The organism is Streptomyces barkulensis (genome assembly GCF_002843305.1).
GTDB classification, from domain to species: Bacteria; Actinomycetota; Actinomycetes; order Streptomycetales; family Streptomycetaceae; genus Streptomyces; species Streptomyces barkulensis.
Map to the genome: position 1 here is coordinate 30,947 of NZ_PGSG01000073.1, position 17,729 is coordinate 48,675.

The following is a 17,729-nucleotide window of genomic DNA, read 5'->3' on the forward strand; positions in this document are numbered from 1 at the left end:
CCCCGGTGGGCGAGAGCAGTGGCGGGCCGTTCGTACGGCCGTACCGGGCGCGGGACCGGGAGGCGGTGTACGACGTGTGCGTGCGCACCGCCGACGCGGGCGGCGACGCGCGGGGGATCTACCGGAACCCGGACCTGATGGGCGACCTCTTCGCCGGCCCGTACGTGTGGCACGCGCCGCACCTGGCCTTCGTGCTGGACGACGGCGGGCACGCGGTCGGGTACGCGATCGGCACCGCCGACACCGCCGCGTTCGCCGAGGCGTTCCGCCGTCAGTGGCTGCCGCGGGTGGCCGGCGGGTATCCGAGGGCGCGGCGGCCGGTGACACCGGACGAGCGGATGACCGAGCTGCTGTACACACCCGAGCGGATGGTGCTGCCCGAACTGGCCGACCACCCGGCGCACCTCCACATCGACATCCTCCCCGCGTACCAGCGCGCGGGGCACGGGAGGGCGCTGATGCGCACGCTGCTGGACGCCCTGCGCCGGGAGGGGGCGAAGCGCGTCCATCTGGGCATGCTGACGGTGAACACCGGCGCGCGGCGCTTCTACGACCGCCTCGGCTTCCACGAGCTGTCGGTGCCCGACCCCGGCCCGCTCACCTATCTGGGAAGGTCCACGGAGGCCGGGTCGGCGTAATGTGACGGTAACCCCTCACCGTGATACTGGTGTGCGGGCCGCTCCCTTCCCGGGCGGCATGGGGAAGGGCCGTCTGACCAGCGAGGATGGGTGACCATGGACAAGCAGCAGGAATTCGTGCTCAGGACGCTCGAAGAGCGCGACATCCGGTTCGTCCGGCTGTGGTTCACCGACGTGCTCGGCTTCCTGAAGTCCGTCGCCGTCGCGCCGGCGGAGCTGGAGCAGGCCTTCGACGAGGGCATGGGATTCGACGGGTCCGCGATCGAGGGCTTCGCCCGCGTCTACGAGTCCGACATGATCGCCAAGCCCGACCCGAGCACCTTCCAGATCCTGCCCTGGCGCGCCGAGGCCCCCGGCACCGCGCGGATGTTCTGCGACATCCTGATGCCGGACGGCTCCCCCTCCTACGCCGACCCCCGCTACGTCCTCAAGCGGGCCCTGAACAAGACCTCCGACCTGGGCTTCACCTTCTACACCCACCCCGAGATCGAGTTCTTCCTGCTCAAGGACAAGCCGGTGGACGGCACCCGGCCCACCCCGGCCGACTCCTCCGGCTACTTCGACCACACCCCGCAGCACGTCGGCCAGGACTTCCGCCGCCAGGCGATCACCATGCTGGAGTCGATGGGCATCTCGGTGGAGTTCTCCCACCACGAGGGCGCCCCGGGGCAGCAGGAGATCGACCTGCGGTACGCCGACGCCCTGTCGACGGCCGACAACATCATGACGTTCCGGCTGGTGATGAAGCAGGTCGCGCTGGAGCAGGGAGTGCAGGCGACGTTCATGCCCAAGCCGTTCTCGGAGTTCCCCGGCTCCGGGATGCACACCCACCTGTCGCTGTTCGAGGGCGACCGCAACGCCTTCCACGAGTCCGGCGCCGAGTACCAGCTCTCCAAGGTCGGCCGCTCCTTCATCGCCGGGCTGCTCAGGCACGCCGGGGAGATCTCCGCCGTCACCAACCAGTGGGTCAACTCCTACAAGCGCATCTGGGGCGGGGCCCAGCGCACCGCGGGCGCCGGCGGCGAGGCACCCTCCTACATCTGCTGGGGGCACAACAACCGCTCCGCGCTGATCCGCGTGCCGATGTACAAGCCGGGCAAGATGGGCTCCACCCGCATCGAGGTGCGCTCCCTGGACTCCGGCGCCAACCCCTACCTGGCCTACGCGGTGCTGCTCGCGGCCGGACTCAAGGGCATCGAGGAGGGCTACGAGCTCCCGGCCGGCGCCGAGGACGACGTGTGGGCGCTGTCGGACGCCGAACGCCGCGCGATGGGCATCGAGCCGCTGCCGCAGAACCTGGGCGAGGCGATCGCGCTGATGGAGCGCAGCGAACTGGTCGCCGAGACCCTGGGCGAGCACGTCTTCGACTTCTTCCTGCGCAACAAGAAGCAGGAGTGGGAGGAGTACCGCTCCGAGGTCACCGCCTTCGAGCTGCGCAAGTCCCTGCCGGTGCTGTAGCGGGACGGCGGGTCGGTACGCGGGGCAGCACGGCGGAGCGGTACGGCGGGGCGGTACGGCGGCAGCGGCGAGAGGCAAGGCCACAGTGGTGCAGGGCGGTCGGCGGGACAGCCGGTTCGGACGGTTCGTGCGGCGCGGGTTCACCGATCCGGGGGCGGCCGTCCGCCTGCTGGACTCACCCGCCCTGACCCGGGTGCGCGACGACGCGGTGCTCCTCGACGCGCTCGGCGCCACCGCCGACCCCGACCAGGCGCTGCTGTCCTTCGTCCGCCTGGTGGAGGCCCAGCCCGACGAGGCCGGGCGGCAGACGCTGCTGGGCACCGTGCTGGCGGCCAAGCCGCTGCGCGACCGGCTGCTGGGGGTGCTGGGCGCCTCCGAGGCGCTCGGCGACCACCTCGCCGGCCACCCGGACGACTGGCAGGCCCTCCACTCCTACGAGACGGCCGACCTCCACCCGGGCGTAGAGGAGTTCGAGGCCGCGCTCGCCGGTGCGGACGGCCCCGACGAGCTGCGCGTCGCCTACCGTCGCGCCCTGCTCACCATCGCCGCCCGCGACGTGTGCGGCACCACGACGGTCGACGAGACCGCCGCCGAGCTCGCCGACCTGGCCACCGCCACCCTGCGCGCCGCCCTGGCGATGGCCGGGCGCGAGGAGCCGCAGGACGCGCGGGCGTGCCGACTGGCCGTGATCGGGATGGGCAAGTGCGGCGGACGCGAGCTCAACTACGTCTCGGACGTGGACGTCGTCTTCGTCGCCGAGCCCGCCGGGGCAGCGGCGGGGGACGGCGACGGGGAGAGCGAGGCGCTGCGCGCCGCGACCCGGCTCGCCGCGCGGATGATGCGGATCTGCTCCGACACCACCGCCGAGGGCACCATCTGGCCGGTGGACGCCAACCTGCGGCCCGAGGGGCGCAACGGCCCGCTGGTGCGCACCCTGTCCAGCCATCTGGCGTACTACCGGCGCTGGGCCAAGACCTGGGAGTTCCAGGCACTGCTCAAGGCCCGCCCGGTGGCCGGCGACCCGGCACTGGGCCGTGAGTACACCGAGGCCCTGGCCCCGATGGTGTGGCAGGCCGCCGAGCGGGAGAACTTCGTCACCGACGTGCAGCAGATGCGCCGCCGCGTGGTCGCCACGATCCCCGCCGCGCAACTCGACCGCGAACTCAAGCTCGGCCCCGGGGGCCTGCGCGACGTGGAGTTCGCCGTCCAGCTCCTCCAGCTCGTCCACGGGCGCAGCGACACCTCCCTGCGCAGCCCCACCACGCTGGCCGCGCTCGACGACCTCGCGGCGGGCGGGTACGTGGGCCGCCAGGACGCCGCCGCGCTCGGCGACGCGTACCGCTTCCTGCGGGTCCTGGAGCACCGCATCCAGCTCCAGAGGCTGCGCCGCACCCATCTGATGCCCAGGGACGAGGCCGAACTGCGCCGGCTGGGCCGCTGCCTGGGCTTCCGCCAGGACCCGGTGGCCGAGCTGACCCGCGCCTGGAAGCGGCACGCGGCCGTGGTGCGGCGGCTGCACGAGAAGATCTTCTACCGGCCGCTGCTGGACGCCGTCGCCCAGCTCGCGCCCGGCGAGGTCCGGCTGTCGGCCGGAGCCGCCCGGCAGCGCCTGGAGGCGCTCGGCTACGCGGACCCGGCCGCCGCCCTGCGCCATCTGGAGGCGCTGACCTCCGGGGTCAGCCGCAAAGCCGCCATCCAGCGCACCCTGCTGCCGGTGCTGCTGGGCTGGTTCGCCGACTCCGCCGACCCCGACGCCGGGCTGCTGGGCTTCCGCAAGGTCTCCGACGCGCTCGGCCAGACGCCGTGGTACCTGCGGCTGCTGCGGGACGAGGGGGCCGCCGCGGAGAACCTGGCCCGGGTGCTGTCGGCCGGGCGGCTCGCCCCCGACCTGCTGCTGCGCGCCCCCGAGGCCGTCGCCCTGCTCGGCGACCCCGGCGGGCTGCGGCCGCGCGGCCGGGAGGCGCTGGCCCAGGAGGCGCTGGCGGCCGTCGGCCGGGCCGACGGGTCCGAGCAGGCCGTCACCGCCGTCCGCGGGGTGCGGCGGCGCGAGCTGTTCCGTACCGCCGCCGCCGATGTCATCGGCGCGTACAAGGCGGGGAGCGGGGGCGGTTCCGGTGGTTCGGAGGGTGGTTCGGAGGGTGCTTCGGGCAGTGGGGCGGAGGGGGGCTCGGGTGGGTCGGGCGGTGGTGCGCAGGGTGGTGCCGGTGGTGGTGCGCAGGGTGGTGCCGGTGGTGGTGCGCAGGGTGGTGCCGGTGGTGGTGCGGTAGGCGGTTCGGGGGGTGGTGCCGGTGGTGGTGCGGGGGACGCCGAGGGCGTCGCGGCCGCCGTGGACCGGGTGGGGGAGGCGCTGTCCGACCTGAACGCCGCGACCGTCGCCGGCGCCCTGCGGGCGGCGGTGGACGCCCGTTGGGGCGACACCCTGCCCACCCGCTTCGCGATCATCGGCATGGGCCGCTTCGGGGGCCGAGAGCTGAACTACGGCTCCGACGCCGATGTGCTGTTCGTCCACGAACCGCGCGAGGGTGTGGACGAGCGGGAGGCCGGCGAGGCGGCCCTCGCCGTCGCCGGCGAGATGCGCCGCCTCCTGCAGCTCCCCAGCTCCGACCCGCCGCTGCTCATCGACGCCGACCTGCGGCCGGAGGGCAGAAGCGGCCCGCTGGTGCGCACCCTGGCCTCCTACGGGACCTACTACCGCCGCTGGTCGCAGGTGTGGGAGCGGCACGCGCTGCTGCGCGCCGAACCGGTGGCGGGAGACGCGGACCTGGGTCGCCGCTTCGTCGAGCTGATCGACCCCCTGCGCTATCCGGAGGACGGCCTGGAGGAGGACGCGGTGCGGGAGATCCGCCGCCTCAAGGCCCGGATGGAGGGTGAGCGGCTGCCGCGCGGCGCCGACCCCACCACCCACACCAAGCTGGGCAGGGGCGGGCTGTCGGACGTGGAGTGGACGGTCCAGCTGACGCAGTTGCGCCATGGAGCGAAGGTGCCGGGGCTGCGCACCACCCGAACCCGCGCCGCGCTGGCCGCCGCGCGGGACGCCGGGCTGATCGGCGGGGAGGACGCGGCGACCCTGGACGAGGCGTGGCTGCTGGCCACCCGGGTGCGCAACGCGGTGATGCTGGTGCGCGGCCGGCCCGGCGACACCTTCCCCTCCGAGCCGCGCGAGCTGGCCGCCGTCGGACGCTACCTGGGGTACGAGCCGGGGCACGTGGGCGAGATGCTGGAGGACTACCGGCGTATCACGCGGCGTGCCCGGGGGGTGGTGGACCGGTTGTTCTACGGGGTGGAGTGAGGGTTTCGCCGGTGGTGGGTTCGCCCTGGGGGCGGGTTCCGCCGGTGGCGGGTTCGCCCTGGGGGCGGGCTCCGCCGGTGGGGGTGCGTTCTGGGGCGCGGGTTCCGCCGGTGGGGCGGTGGGGGCGCGGTGCGGTGGGGGCCGGGTGTGTGCGGGGGTCGGGGCCGGTCCGGGGCGAACATTCCGGACGGTATTATTTACGGCCGTTCCGTACACCGTTGCGTGAAGCGCCTATTGGCCGCAAATAATACTTGAGTGTCCGGAACGTCCGCCCCTCCCCGTCCCCTCCCGCCGTCGCCCGGGTGCGGGTCCGGGGTGGTGCGGGCCCGTTGTCCGGGTGCGGGCGCGTGGTCGTCACCCGGGCGAAGCGAGCCCCCGGCGCGGGGGAGGGGTTTCTCCCGTGGGTGGGGCTAGGGCGAGGCGGGGATCAGGCGGGGGAGGCGGTGGGCCGGGGCGCCGTACCAGGCGCAGGAGACCGCGAAGCCTATGCCCAGGCAGACCAGCCCGCCGACCGCGTCCAGCCAGAAGTGGTTGGCGGTGCAGACGATGACCACCAGGGTGAGGGCCGGGTAGAGCCATCCGAGGATCTTCACCCACAGCGGCGCCGCCAACAGGGCGAGGGTGATGCCGCACCACACCGACCAGCCGATGTGCATCGACGGCATGGCCGCGTACTGGTTGGAGACGTTGGCCATGTCGCCCGAGGCCATCGAGCCCCAGGTGCCGTGGACCTTGACGGTGTCGATGAAGTGCACGCTCTCCATCAGCCGCGGCGGAGCCAGGGGGTAGAGGTAGTAGCCGAGCAGGGCGACGGCCGTGGTGGCGAACAGGACCGTACGGGTGGCGGCGTAGCGGCCCGGGTGTCTGCGGTAGAGCCAGACCAGGACGCCGATGGTGACGATGAAGTGCAGCGTGGCGTAGTAGTAGTTCATCGTCACGATCAGCCAGGTGACGCCGTTGACCGCGTGGTTGAGGGACTGTTCGACGGCGATGCCGAGGGCGCGCTCGGCCTCCCACAGCCAGTCGGCGTTCCGCAGGGCCTGCGCCTCCTGCTCCGGCACGGCGTTGCGGATCATGGAGTACGTCCAGTAGCTGATCGCGATCAGCGTGATCTCGAACCAGATCCGGGGCCTGCGGGGCACGCGGATGCGCTGGGACACGGTGCGGCGCGGAGCCGGAGCAACCGTGTGTTCATCTGCCGGAGCGACATCGGTCACTCTGGTTTCTTCTGTCGTCCTCGCGATCGTAGCCCCCATGGTGCGCCAGTCTGCCAGAATCCGGACCCCGACCGATCATCCCCCGGTCCTGTCCCGGTCACCTCCGGTCCTCCCCGGGACGGACCTCCGTCCCTGAGGCGCGGAGGCGGTGGAGCCGCGGACGACCAGCTCGGGGAGGAAGACGAACTCGCTGTGCGGGGCGGGGGTGCCGCCGATCTCCTCCAGCAGGGCCCGTACCGCCGCCTGGCCCATCGCGGTCACCGGCTGGCGGATGGTGGTCAGGGGCGGGTCGGTGAAGGCGATCAGCGGGGAGTCGTCGAAGCCGATGACCGAGACGTCGCCGGGAACGGACAGGCCGCGCTGCCGGGCGGCCCGGATGGCGCCGAGCGCCATCATGTCGCTGGCGCAGACCACGGCGGTGCAGCCGCGGTCGATCAGGGTGCCGGCCGCGGCCTGGCCGCCCTCCAGGGTGTACAGCGAGTGTTGGACCATCGACTCCGCCTCGCCGGGCGAGAGTCCGAGCTGCTCCTGGAGGCTGGTGGTGAAGCCCTCCGTCTTGCGCTGCACGGGCACGAACCGGGCCGGCCCCAGGGCCAGACCGATGCGCTCGTGGCCGAGCGAGATCAGGTGGGTGACGGCCAGTCGCATCGCGGCCCGGTCGTCCGGTGAGACGAAGGGCGCGCGGACCTTGGGGGAGAAGCCGTTGACCATCACGAACGGCACGCCCTTGCCGCGCAGCTGCTCGTAGCGCTGTGTGTCGGCGGTGGTGTCGGCGTGCAGCCCGGAGACGAAGATGATGCCCGCCACGCCCCGGTCCACGAGCATCTCGGTCAGCTCGTCCTCCGTCGAGCCGCCGGGGGTCTGGGTGGCCAGGACGGGGGTGTAGCCCTGACGGGTCAGCGCCTGTCCGATGACCTGGGCGAACGCCGGGAAGATCGGGTTCTCCAGCTCGGGGGTGATCAGCCCGACCAGCCCCGCGCTGAGCCGGCGCAGGCGCATGGGCCGTTCGTACCCCAGCAGGTCCAGTGCGGCGAGGACGGACTCGCGGGTGGCCGGGGAAACGCCGGGCTTGCCGTTGAGGACGCGGCTGACCGTCGCTTCGCTGACCCCCGCCTGGGCTGCGATGTCAGCTAGCCGTGCGGTCACAGCACCGGACTGTACCGGTCATGTGTCCGACTGCCCACCGTACCCGGGAGTTCGCCCGGATAGGTGTGGTTTCGCCCCCCGGGGCCGGGGGGCGGAACCGGGGGCTCACCGTTCGACGCTGTAGCCGGGCAGCAGTCCGTCGCTCCACTCCTCGGCGGTGCGGGTCAGTCCCTCGCGGGCGGTCTCCTCGCCGCGCAGGATGGCCGTGTAGTGGGGCTGGAGGGCGACGAAGAGCTGTCCGCCCTCGGGGAGGGAGGGCCGGGCCACGGCCTTGGTCAGCGCCAGGTAGAAGGAGTTGCGCACCGGGTCGGACAGTACCTTCCCGGTGTAGGCGGCCGTACGGGTCGGCAGCAGCCCCAGGGCGAGGGCGGTGCTCTCCTGCCGCTTCGCGTCGGTCATGTACTTGACGAAGAGGTACGAGGCGTCGGGGTTCTCCGCCTCCGCGGAGACCACGAGGTTGTGGCCGCCGGTGGGGGAGCCCGCGGTGCCCGACCCGCCGGCCGGGACGGCGGCGATGCCGAGGTTGTCGCGGTCCTCGAACTCGGGGGAGGAGAAGATGTCGGCGGTCGCCCAGGGGCCGTTGATCATCATGGCCGCCTCGCCGCTCTTGAAGGCGTTCTGCATGGCGGCGTAGGCGTCCTTCTCCGGGGGCTTGGGCGCGGCGCCGGAGGAGACCAGGTCGGCGGCGGTGGCCACCCCCCGGACGGAGTCGGGGGAGGCGACGGTGATCGTACGGGAGCCGACGTCGACCAGATCGCTCTCCTCGCCGTACAGGAACGGCAGGGAGAAGAAGGGGTCGGGGTTGAGGGCGATGCCCTCGGCGCCGGTCTTCTCCTTGATCTCCAGCGCGACGTCCTTGAGGTCCTTCCAGGTGGACGGGGGGCGGCTGATCCCGGCCTCCTCGAAGATCCGGCGGTTGTACAGCAGGGCGAGGGTGTCGGTCACCTGGGGGACGCCGTAGACGCCGCCGTTCTCCAGCGTCACGCTCGCGGTGGTGGTCGGCAGGAAACCGGACATGTCGGCGTCCAGGGCGGGGGTGCCGGTGAGGTCGGCCAGGTGGCCCTCGGCGGCGAAGCCGATCGTCCAGCCGACGTCCGCGCGCAGTACGTCGGGTATGCCCCGGCCGGACTCCACGGCGTCCAGGAACTTCTGCTGGGCCTGGTCGAAGGGGACGGTGACGTGCTCGACGTCGATCTCCGGGTGCTTCTTCTCGAAGGCGGCGACGAGCTTGGCGAAGTGCGGGGCCTCGGCCTCGCCCGAGGTGTCCCACCAGGTGACGCTGCCGGAGGCGGCGGAGGCGTCGTCCTCGGCGGAGCCGCCGAGGACCGTGCAGGCGGTGGCCGTCAGGGTCAGGGAGAGGGCGGCGGCCAGCGCGGCGGTCCTGCCGCGTCGGGCGGCCCGTCCGGTCGAATCGGACGTGTCGGGGTGTATGTGGCTTTCCATCGTGCTCTTCCCGTCTGTCCTCAAGCGGAGGATCCGCAGTGGAACGCGGAGGAAGGTAGCAGGGGTGCAACTTCTTGCGGAAGTCGTTGCAGACTCGTTTGCAGAAAGTTGCCGCAAGGTCTTTCTAAAAGATTGCCCCGCTGTTACGTTCCTGGTCAGCCCGGCGCCGCGACCGCGCGGCCCGCGCGGAGTACGCCAGTGCCCCCGCGAGACGGGCACCGGATCATGGAGGAGTTCACATGCGGCGTGGCATAGGGACCACCGCACTGGTCGCGGCCATCGCGCTCGCGGCCACGGCCTGCGGCGGCGGGGACGGCGACGGCGGCGAGAAGAAGAACGCCAACGGCGAACTGTCGGGCACCGTCGAGTTCTGGGACACGTCGGGCGACGCCGAGAAGGGCTTCTACAAGAAGGTCGCCGAGGAGTTCGAGGACAAGCACCCCGGCGTCGAGGTCAAGTACGTCAACGTCCCCTTCGGCGAGGCCAGTAACAAGTTCAAGAACGCCGCGGGCGGCGGCTCCGGCGCCCCCGACGTGATGCGCACCGAGGTCGCCTGGGTGGCCGACTTCGCCAGCCTGGGCTACCTCGCCCCGCTGGACGACACCGCCGCGGTCGACGACAAGGACGACTACCTGCCGCAGGCCTGGGGCAGCACCCAGTACGACGGCAAGACCTACGCCGTCCCGCAGGTCATCGACACCCTGGCCCTCTTCTACAACAAGGGTCTGCTGGAGAAGGCCGGCGTCGAGGTCCCGCAGTCGGTCGAGGACATCAAGGACTCCACGAAGGCGTTCGAGAAGAACGACGTCACCCCGTTCTACCTGCGCGGCGACGACCCGTACTGGTTCCTGCCCTTCCTGTACGGCGAGGGCGGCGACATGCTCGACGCCGACGCGAAGAAGATCACCATCGACGAAGAGCCCGGCGTGAAGGCGTTCGAGGTGATCAAGGACCTGGTGGACTCCGGGGCCGCGACCACGGACACCACCAACGGCTGGGAGAACATGCAGAAGTCCTTCAAGGACGGCAAGGTCGCGATGATGATCAATGGCCCCTGGGCCATCGAGGACACCCTCGCGGGCAAGCAGTTCAAGGACGACGAGGACAACCTCGGGGTCGCCGCGGTCCCGGCCGGCAGCGCCGGCCAGGGCGCCCCGCAGGGCGGTCACAACTACTCCGTCTACGCCGGCTCCGACAACCTCGACGCCTCCTACGAGTTCGTCAAGTACATGAGCTCCGCCGAGGTCCAGAAGCGCACCACCGAGGAGCTGAGCCTGCTGCCGACGCGCACCTCGGTGTACGAGGAGAAGACCGTCGAGGACAACCAGATGGTCCAGTTCTTCAAGCCCGCCGTGGACAAGGCCGTCGAGCGCCCCTGGATCGCCGAGGGCAACTCCCTCTTCGAGCCGCTGCGCGTCCAGATGGCCGACGTGCTGACCGGCAAGACCAAGCCGGAGGCCGCCGCGGAGAAGGCCGGTGAGGAGTACGCCAAGCTCCTCGAGGACGGGGACTGGAAGTAAGGGTCCGGAAGAGCTCAGGGAGAGGCTGACCGACGACCATGGCTGTCGAGACCGGCCAGTCGGTGGCACCGGCCGCGGGCGGAGACGCCCGCGGCCGCGGCCGCGGAACTGGCGAGAAGTCCAGCAAGGTCCCCGGACCGCTGCGCCGCGCACTGGCGACGCACTGGTACGCGTGGGCCATGGTGGCCCCCGTGGTGACCGTCATCGGGGTGATCATCGGCTATCCGCTGTTCCGGGGCATCTGGCTGTCCCTGACGGACGCGGACGAGGCCAACGTCGCCCGCACCATCGGCGTCAACGAGATCGAGGCCACCTACGAGTTCGTCGGTCTCGAGAACTACCTGGCCATCCTCACCGACAACGTCTTCTGGGACCGGCTGGGCTGGACGGTGCTGTGGACGGTCGGCTGCGTCTCCGTGACCTTCCTGCTGGGCCTGGTGCTGGCCACCATGCTCAACCGGAAGCTGCGCGGCAGGGCGGTGTACCGCATCGCGATCATCCTGCCCTGGGGCATCCCCGCCTTCGTCTCCGTCTTCGCCTGGCAGATGCTGTTCAACGAGAAGAACGGCATCCTCAACCGGGTCCTGGAGGGCGGGGGCATCGAGGGCGTCCCCTGGCTGGGCGACCCCACCTGGGCGAAGATCTCCGTCATCGCGGTGAACGTCTGGCTGGGCGTGCCGTTCATGCTCGTCGCCCTGCTGGGCGCCCTCCAGGCCATCCCCTCGGAGCTGCTGGAGGCCGCCGAGGTGGACGGCGCGAACGCCTGGCAGCGCTTCCGCAACGTCACCCTGCCGGGCATCCGCTCGGTCAGCAGCACCGTGGTCCTGCTGAGCACCATCTGGACGTTCAACATGTTCCCGGTGATCTACCTGCTCACCCGCGGCGGGCCGGGCGACTCCACCGAGATCCTGGTGACCTACGCCTACCGGCTGTCCTTCCTCAACAGCCCGCGCGACTTCGCCACCTCCGCGGCCTGGGGCGTGCTGATCCTGCTGCTCCTGATGCTCTTCGCGGTGTTCTACCGCCGTTCGCTCCGCAAGCAGGGAGAGGTGTGGTGACGACGATGAACACCACGGAAACCACCACCGCGACCACGACCCCCGACCCCGCCACCACCGCGCCCGTGCCGCCGGCCGGCGGCGGGCGGCCCCGGCGGGCGCGCGGGCGCGGCGAGCGCGGGCCGCTGGCCTCCACCGCCCTGCACGCGGGCCTGCTGCTCGCGGCCCTGGCCGCGGTCTTCCCGCCCTTCTGGCTGCTGGTGACGTCCTTCAAGCCCAAGACGGAGACCTTCACCACCTCGCTGGTGCAGAACTTCACGCTGGAGAACTACACCCACGTCCTGGGCGAGACCTACTTCCTGACCTGGTTCTGGAACTCGGTGGTGGTCGTGGTGGCGACCACGCTGCTCGGCGTGTTCATCTCCGCCACCACCGGCTACGCCGTCAGCCGCTTCCGCTTCCCCGGGATGCGCCCGCTGATGTGGACCCTGCTGATCACGCAGATGTTCCCGATGGCGATCCTGATCGTGCCGCTGTACAACCTGATGGCGCAGCTCGGCCTGCTCAACCAGCCCGTCGGGCTGATCATCACCTACCTCACCATCGCGGTGCCGTTCTGCGCCTGGATGATGAAGGGCTTCTTCGACACCATCCCCGTCTCCATCGACGAGTCGGGGCGCGTGGACGGCCTCAACCCCTTCGGCACGTTCTGGCGGCTGATCCTGCCGCTGGCCAAGCCGGGGCTGGCCGTCACCGGCTTCTACAGCTTCGTGACGGCCTGGGCCGAGGTCGCCTACGCGTCGGCCTTCATGACCGGCGAGGAGAACCTCACCCTCGCCGGCGGCCTGCAGACCTTCGTCAACCAGTACGTGGGCGACTGGGGCTCGATGACCGCCGCCGCGGTGATCATCGCCGTCCCGGCCGCGATCGTCTTCGGCATCGCACAGCGCCACCTCGTCGCCGGCCTGACCTCCGGCGCCGTCAAGTCCTGATCCGCCGCCCCACTCGTCCGGCACCTCGCGTCCCCCCACTCACGACACCAGGGATGACATGACCCAGCACTCATCAGCCCCCGCCACCGGCACGGCCCCGGCCGTCCGCACGGACGCCTCGGGAGCGCCGGCCGGCTGGTGGCGCGACGCGGTGATCTACCAGGTCTACCCCCGCTCCTTCGCCGACGGCAACGGCGACGGCATGGGGGATCTGGCGGGCGTCCGCGCGCGGCTGCCCTACCTGGCCGACCTGGGCGTCGACGCCGTCTGGCTCAGCCCCTTCTACGCCTCCCCGCAGGCCGACGCCGGCTACGACGTCGCCGACTACCGCGCCATCGACCCGATGTTCGGCGATCTGCACGACGCCGACGCGCTGATCCGCGACGCCCACGAGCTGGGGCTGCGGATCATCGTGGACCTGGTGCCCAACCACTCCTCCGACCAGCACGAGTGGTTCCAGAGAGCCCTGCGCGAGGGCCCCGGCTCGCCGCTGCGCGACCGCTACCACTTCCGCCCCGGCCGCGGCCCGAAGGGCGAGGAGCCCCCCAACGACTGGGAGTCCATCTTCGGCGGCCCGGCCTGGACCCGCACCAAGAACCCCGACGGCACCCCGGGGGAGTGGTACCTGCACCTGTTCGCCCCCGAGCAGCCCGACTTCAACTGGGAGAACGAGGCCGTGCGGGACGAGTTCCGCTCGGTGCTGCGCTTCTGGCTGGACATGGGCGTGGACGGCTTCCGCATCGACGTCGCACACGGACTGGTCAAGGCCGCCGGACTGCCCGACATGGGACGGGCCGGGCAGCTGAAGCTGCTGGGCAACCAGGTGCTGCCCTTCTTCGACCAGGACGGCGTCCACGAGATCTACCGCTCCTGGCGGCGCATCCTGGACGAGTACCCCGGCGAGCGCATCGGCGTCGCCGAGGCCTGGACGCCCAGCCCCGAGCGCACCGCGCTCTACCTGCGCGCCGACGAGCTGCACCAGGCGTTCAACTTCCACTACCTGAACACCGGGTGGAACGCCGAGGCGCTGCGGGAGGTCATCGACCAGTCGCTGGACTCCATGCGCCCGGTCGGCGCCCCCACCACCTGGGTGCTGTCCAACCACGACGTGGTGCGCCACCGCACCCGGCTCGGCGGCGGCCTGGCCCGCGCCCGCGCGGCCTCGCTGCTGATGCTGGCGCTGCCCGGCTCGGCCTACGTCTACCAGGGCGAGGAGCTGGGCCTGCCGGAGGTCGCCGACCTGCCCGACGAGGTGCGCCAGGACCCGTCCTTCTTCAAGGACAACGGACAGGACGGGCTGCGCGACGGCTGCCGCGTGCCGATCCCGTGGACGCGGGCCGGTTCCAGCCACGGCTTCGGCTCCGGCGGAAGCTGGCTGCCCCAGCCCGGGCAGTGGGCCGAGCTGTCGGTCGAGGAGCAGACCGGCGACCCCACCTCCACGCTGGAGCTGTACCGCAGCGCGCTGGCGGTGCGCCGCGAGCACCCGGCGCTGGGCGCGGGCGAGAGCGTGGAGTGGCTGGAGGACTTCCCCGCCGGCGTGCTGGCCTTCCGCCGCCGGGCGGCCGACGGCTCCGGCCGCGACCTGATCTGCACCGCCAACACCACCGACCGGCCCGTGGAGCTGTCCGCGGCGCCCGGCCGGGCGCTGCTGGCCAGCGGCGAGTACGAAGGCGGGGCGATCCCGGCCGACACCACCGTCTGGTGGGAGGTATGACCGACACCGGTACGGCGCCCGCGCCGGTCCCCCAGCAGGGGGGACCGGCCGCGGGCGCCGTCCCCGGCGGCGTTCCCGGGAGTGTCCCCGGCAGTGCTCCCGGGACTGCCCGTCTGGCCGACATCGCGGCCCAGGCCTCGGTCAGCGAGGCCACGGTCAGCCGTGTGCTCAACGGCAAGGCGGGCGTGGCGGCCGGCACCCGGCAGAAGGTGCTGGCGGCCCTGGACGTGCTGGGGTACGAGCGGCCGGTGCGGCTGCGGCAGCGCAGCGCCGGACTGATCGGGCTGGTCATCCCGGAGCTGACCAACCCGATCTTCCCGGCGTTCGCCCAGGTCATCGAACAGGTCCTGGCCGGGCACGGCTACACCCCGGTGCTGTGCACCCAGATGCCCGGCGGCGCCACCGAGGACGAGCTGGTCGACCAGCTCGTCGAGCGGGGCGTCAACGGCATCGTCTTCCTCTCCGGGCTGCACGCCGACACCACCGCGGACCCGGGCCGCTATGTGCGGCTGTCCGGGCGGGGTGTGCCGTTCGTGCTCATCAACGGGTTCAACGAGCACGTCAGCGCTCCCTTCGTGTCGCCCGACGACCGGGCGGCGGCCCGGATGGCGGTACGCCATCTGGTGGACCTGGGCCATGATCCACTGCGGATCGGCCTGGCGGTCGGCCCCGTGCGGTACGTACCCGTGCGGCGGAAGGCGGAGGGGTTCACGGCGGCGCTGATCGAGCAGGGCGTACCCGCGGCGCGGGTACGCGAGCAGGTCCAGCACACGCTGTTCACCCTGGAGGGCGGCCACGCCGCGGCGGGCGCGCTGATCAGCGCCGGCTGCACGGGGGTGGTCTGCGGCAGCGACCTGATGGCGCTGGGCGTGGTGCGGGCAGCCCGGCAGCGCGGGCTGGAGGTCCCGCGCGAGCTGTCGGTGGTCGGCTTCGACGACTCCGAGTTGATCGCCTTCACCGACCCGCCGCTGACGACCGTGCGCCAGCCGGTCAAGGCCATGGCGAGCGCGGCGGTGAACGCCCTGCTGGAGGAGATCGGGGGGAACCCCGTCCAGCACTCGGAGTTCGTCTTCCAGCCCGAGCTGGTGGTGAGGGGCTCGACGGCCCCGCCGCCGCAGCAGGAGTAGGGGCGGGCGCAGGACCCGACACGTACCGCCGGGCGCCGGCGGGCACCCGGCGGTGTGTGACCTGACAGCCCGCCGCCGGGTGCCGGCCGGCGCCCGGCGGTGTGTCCGGGGGGAACCGTGCGCCGCGGGCCGGTGCGCGGGCATCCCGGCCCGGCCGGCCGGGCGCGTGGGGGCCATGTGCCTGGTCCCCCGGCCGACCGGACCGGGAGTGTGGTCGAACGTAGCACCATGCAATCTCTTGCGAAAGAGTTTGCGCAGAGGCGACGGCTGTGTTTCCCGGAGATGTCCAAAGCCTTGACGGCCCCCCGGGGCCCGTCTACGGTCTCCTGCGCGAAGACTTTCAGGCTCTTTCAGTCTTCTTGCAGCAAGAGCATTCACTGCTCCACCGCCTCACGGGCGCGGCGCGTTGCCCCCAGGCAGGCACTCGCATCTGCTTCCCCCACAGGAGGAAACGTGGCCAGGAGATCAGCGGCCGCCACACTCGCGCTTGTCGCGGGCATGGCAGGCTCCCTCATCGCCGTTCCCGGACCGGCGCAGGCGGCCCCGCCCGGGACCAAGGACGTCACCGCCGTGATGTTCCAGTGGCGCTTCGACTCGATCGCCAGGGCCTGCACCGACACCCTCGGCCCGGCCGGCTACGGGTACGTCCAGACCTCGCCGCCCCAGGAGCACATCCAGGGCAGCCAGTGGTGGACCTCCTACCAGCCCGTCAGCTACAGGATCGCCGGCCGGCTCGGCGACCGCGCGTCCTTCAAGAACATGATCGACACCTGCCACGCGGCCGGTGTGAAGGTCATCGCCGACGCGGTCATCAACCACATGTCCGCCCACGCGAGCGGCACCGGAACCGGCGGAACACCGTTCGCCAAGTACGACTACCCCGGCATCTACAGCGGCCGGGACATGGACGACTGCCGGTCGGAGGTGAACGACTACCGGGACCGGGGCAACGTCCAGAACTGCGAACTGGTGGGCCTGGCCGACCTCGACACCGGCGAGGACTACGTCCGCGGCCGTATCGCCGCCTACCTGAACGACCTGCTCTCCCTGGGCGTGGACGGCTTCCGCATCGACGCCGCCAAGCACATGCCCGCCACCGACCTGGCCGCCATCAAGTCCCGGCTGTCCGACCCGAACGTCTACTGGAAGCACGAGGCCATCCACGGAGCCGGCGAGGCGGTCTCGCCCACCGAGTACCTCGGCAGCGGGGACGTCCAGGAGTTCCGCTACGGCCGCGAGCTCAAGCGGGTGTTCAACAGCGACAGGCTCGCCCACCTGAAGAACTTCGGCGAGGGCTGGGGCTTCATGGAGTCCGGCAAGTCCGGGGTCTTCGTGGAGAACCACGACACCGAGCGCGTCGGCGACACCCTCAACTACAAGGACGGCGCCAACTACACCCTGGCCAACGTCTTCATGCTGGCCTGGCCCTACGGCTCCCCGGACGTCCACTCCGGCTACGAGTGGTCCGACAAGGACGCCGGCCCGCCGAGCGGCGGCAACGTGACCGCCTGCTACAGCGGCGGCTGGAAGTGCCAGCACGCCTGGCGCGAGATCTCCTCCATGGTCGCCTTCCGCAACGTCTCGCGCGGACAGGCCGTCACGAACTGGTGGGACAACGGCAACAACGCCATCGCCTTCGGGCGCGGCTCCAGGGCGTACGTCGCCATCAACCACGAGAGCTCCCCGCTCTCGCGTACTTTCCAGTCCTCCCTGCCGTCCGGTGACTACTGCGACGTCCAGAGCGGCAGGAAGGTGACCGTCGACGGATCGGGCCGGTTCACCGCCACCCTCGGCGCCAACGCCGCCCTGGCCCTGCACACCGGCGCCCGCACCTGCTCCGGCGGCGGCGACGGCGGGGACAGCGGGAACACCGCCGACGGCGCCTCGTTCAACGTCGAGGCCACCACGGTGATGGGACAGAACATCCACGTCGTCGGCAACCGCGCCGAACTGGGCAACTGGAACACCGCGAACGCCCCCAAGCTGGACCCGGCGGGCTACCCGGTGTGGAAGCTGGACGTGGACCTGCCGGCCGGTACGTCCTTCGAGTACAAGTACATACGCAAGGACGCCGGCGGCAACGTCACCTGGGAGAGCGGCGCCAACCGCACCGCCACCGTCCCCGCCGACGGCAGGGTCGTGCTGAACGACACCTGGCGCAGCTGAAGCTGACCCGCGCACGGAGCC

12 protein-coding genes are annotated in these 17,729 nt (G+C 71.7%); 9 read left to right on the forward strand and 3 right to left on the reverse strand.

Going from position 1 to position 17,729, the window contains the following annotated elements:
- The first annotated feature begins 5 nt into the window (after positions 1–5).
- The 3 genes from CUT83_RS14305 (at position 6) to CUT83_RS14315 (ending at position 5,385) form a co-directional block, all read left to right on the forward strand.
- Positions 6–638, forward strand: a complete 633-nt coding sequence (locus CUT83_RS14305) for a GNAT family N-acetyltransferase (RefSeq protein WP_240958301.1) — start codon at positions 6–8, stop codon at positions 636–638.
- Positions 639–734: 96 nt separating this feature from the next.
- Positions 735–2,096 carry a gamma-glutamylpolyamine synthetase GlnA2 gene (gene glnA2, locus CUT83_RS14310; RefSeq protein ID WP_093852419.1) on the forward strand — a complete coding sequence of 454 codons (1,362 nt, stop codon included), beginning with the start codon at positions 735–737 and terminating at the stop codon, positions 2,094–2,096.
- Between the two features lie 85 nt (positions 2,097–2,181).
- Complete coding sequence (locus CUT83_RS14315; protein WP_173915072.1) at positions 2,182–5,385, forward strand: bifunctional [glutamine synthetase] adenylyltransferase/[glutamine synthetase]-adenylyl-L-tyrosine phosphorylase; 3,204 nt, start codon at positions 2,182–2,184, stop codon at positions 5,383–5,385.
- Positions 5,386–5,795: 410 nt separating this feature from the next.
- On the opposite strand, the gene CUT83_RS14320 is transcribed toward CUT83_RS14315, so the two are convergent.
- The 3 genes from CUT83_RS14320 to CUT83_RS14330 all read right to left on the reverse strand — a co-directional run bounded on the left by CUT83_RS14320 (position 5,796) and on the right by CUT83_RS14330 (position 9,191).
- The gene (locus CUT83_RS14320) at positions 5,796–6,641 is read right to left on the reverse strand and encodes a phosphatase PAP2 family protein (protein ID WP_101256224.1); all 846 of its coding nucleotides are present in this window, start codon (positions 6,639–6,641) and stop codon (positions 5,796–5,798) included.
- 36 nt (positions 6,642–6,677) lie between these two features.
- Entirely contained in the window at positions 6,678–7,748 is a 1,071-nt protein-coding gene (locus CUT83_RS14325; protein WP_101256225.1) for a LacI family DNA-binding transcriptional regulator, read from the reverse strand.
- A gap of 105 nt (positions 7,749–7,853) precedes the next feature.
- Positions 7,854–9,191, reverse strand: a complete 1,338-nt coding sequence (locus CUT83_RS14330; protein ID WP_101256226.1) for an extracellular solute-binding protein — start codon at positions 9,189–9,191, stop codon at positions 7,854–7,856.
- Positions 9,192–9,430: 239 nt separating this feature from the next.
- Here CUT83_RS14330 and CUT83_RS14335 point away from each other — a divergent pair, with 239 nt between their 5' ends.
- From CUT83_RS14335 to CUT83_RS14360, 6 genes are all read left to right on the forward strand, one after another.
- Complete coding sequence (locus CUT83_RS14335; protein ID WP_101256227.1) at positions 9,431–10,711, forward strand: extracellular solute-binding protein; 1,281 nt, start codon at positions 9,431–9,433, stop codon at positions 10,709–10,711.
- A 38-nt stretch (positions 10,712–10,749) separates the two neighbouring features.
- Complete coding sequence (locus tag CUT83_RS14340; protein WP_101256228.1) at positions 10,750–11,769, forward strand: carbohydrate ABC transporter permease; 1,020 nt, start codon at positions 10,750–10,752, stop codon at positions 11,767–11,769.
- Between the two features lie 5 nt (positions 11,770–11,774).
- On the forward strand, positions 11,775–12,701 hold the full coding sequence (locus tag CUT83_RS14345; protein WP_101256284.1) for a sugar ABC transporter permease: 927 nt from the start codon (positions 11,775–11,777) through the stop codon (positions 12,699–12,701).
- Between the two features lie 58 nt (positions 12,702–12,759).
- Positions 12,760–14,415, forward strand: a complete 1,656-nt coding sequence (locus CUT83_RS14350) for a glycoside hydrolase family 13 protein (protein WP_101256229.1) — start codon at positions 12,760–12,762, stop codon at positions 14,413–14,415.
- Positions 14,412–15,542 carry a LacI family DNA-binding transcriptional regulator gene (locus CUT83_RS14355; protein WP_101256230.1) on the forward strand — a complete coding sequence of 377 codons (1,131 nt, stop codon included), beginning with the start codon at positions 14,412–14,414 and terminating at the stop codon, positions 15,540–15,542. The genes CUT83_RS14350 and CUT83_RS14355 overlap by 4 nt, the downstream gene beginning before the upstream one ends.
- Positions 15,543–15,995: 453 nt before the next feature.
- Positions 15,996–17,708: a carbohydrate-binding module family 20 domain-containing protein gene (locus CUT83_RS14360; protein WP_101256231.1), complete on the forward strand. Its 1,713-nt coding sequence runs from the start codon at positions 15,996–15,998 to the stop codon at positions 17,706–17,708.
- Positions 17,709–17,729 lie beyond the last annotated feature (21 nt).